Origin of the sequence: Undibacterium sp. Ren11W (assembly GCF_049340485.1) — a bacterium.
Classification (GTDB): Bacteria; Pseudomonadota; Gammaproteobacteria; order Burkholderiales; family Burkholderiaceae_D; genus Undibacterium.
This window is the reverse complement of record NZ_JBMPPB010000022.1, coordinates 1-1,428: the sequence shown is the minus strand read 5'-3', so window position 1 is coordinate 1,428 and position 1,428 is coordinate 1. Positions and strand designations below refer to the sequence as shown.

Below are 1,428 nucleotides of genomic sequence, written 5' to 3'. Positions count from 1 at the left end.
CCGCCGCAGAAATCACCGCTGGTACTTACAGCACGACCGTTGCGAAACCAGCGGAAGGCGCGACCTTGTCTGTTAGTGCGACGGTCACCGACCAGGCGGGTAATGTCTCCGCCCCAGGCACAGACAGTGCAGTGCTAGATACGACTGCGACTGCCGCACCAACTATCACCATCACGACCGACAGCAACAACGACGGCCTGATCAGTAAAACAGAACTCGGTGCAGCAACGACAGTGGCAGTCACAGTCGCCTTGCCAGGTACGGTCAAGGCAGGCGACACCCTAACCATCACCGACGGCACGACTCCGCAAAGCCATGTCTTAACCGCCGCAGAAATCACCGCGGGCACCTACAGCACAACGGTTGCCAAACCGGCAGAAGGCGCTAATTTAACGGTCACAGCAACGGTCACCGACCAAGCTGGTAATGTCTCCGCCCCAGGCACAGACAGTGCCGTACTGGATACCACCGCCACAGCAGCGCCGACGATCACCATCACGACCGACAGCAACAACAACGGCCTGATTAATAAAACAGAACTGGGCGCAGCAACGACAGTGGCAGTCACAGTCGCCTTGCCAGGTACCGCTAAAGCAGGCGACACCCTGACGATCACCGATGGTACTACTCCGCAAAGCCACGTCTTAACCGCCGCAGAAATCACAGCGGGCACCTACAGCAGCACGGTTGCGAAACCGGCTGAAGGCGCGACCTTGTCGGTCAGCGCTACCGTCACAGATATCGCTGGCAATGTCTCCGCCCCAGGCACAGACAGTGCGACTTTAGACACGACGGCTACAGCAGCGCCGACGATCACCATCACGACCGACAGCAACAACGACGGTCTGATCAGTAAAACAGAACTGGGCGCAGCAACGACAGTGGCAGTCACAGTCGCCTTGCCAGGTACGGCTAAAGCAGGTGATACGCTGACGATCACCGACGGCACGACTCCGCAAAGCCATGTCTTAACGGCCGCAGAAATCACGGCGGGTACTTACAGTACGACCGTTGCGAAACCAGCGGAAGGCGCGACCTTGTCCGTCAGCGCTACCGTCACGGACCAAGCTGGCAATGTCTCCGCCCCAGGCACAGACAGTGCGACTTTAGACACAACGGCCACAGCAGCGCCGACGATCACCATCACGACCGACAGCAACAACAACGGCCTGATCAGTAAAACAGAACTGGGCGCAGCAACGACAGTGGCAGTCACAGTCGCCTTGCCAGGTACCGCTAAAGCAGGCGACACCCTGACGATCACCGATGGTACTACTCCGCAAAGCCATGTCTTAACCGCCGCAGAAATCACAGCGGGCACCTACAGCAGCACGGTTGCGAAACCGGCTGAAGGCGCGACCTTGTCCGTCAGCGCTACCGTCACCGACCAGGCTGGCAATGTCTCCGCCCCAGGCATAGACAGTGCGA

Annotated in this window: 1 pseudogene; it reads left to right on the top strand. The window is 59.0% G+C overall.

What is annotated here, in order from left to right:
- A pseudogene (locus ACO0K8_RS22280) lies at nucleotides 1-1,428 on the top strand (hypothetical protein); the annotation flags it as partial.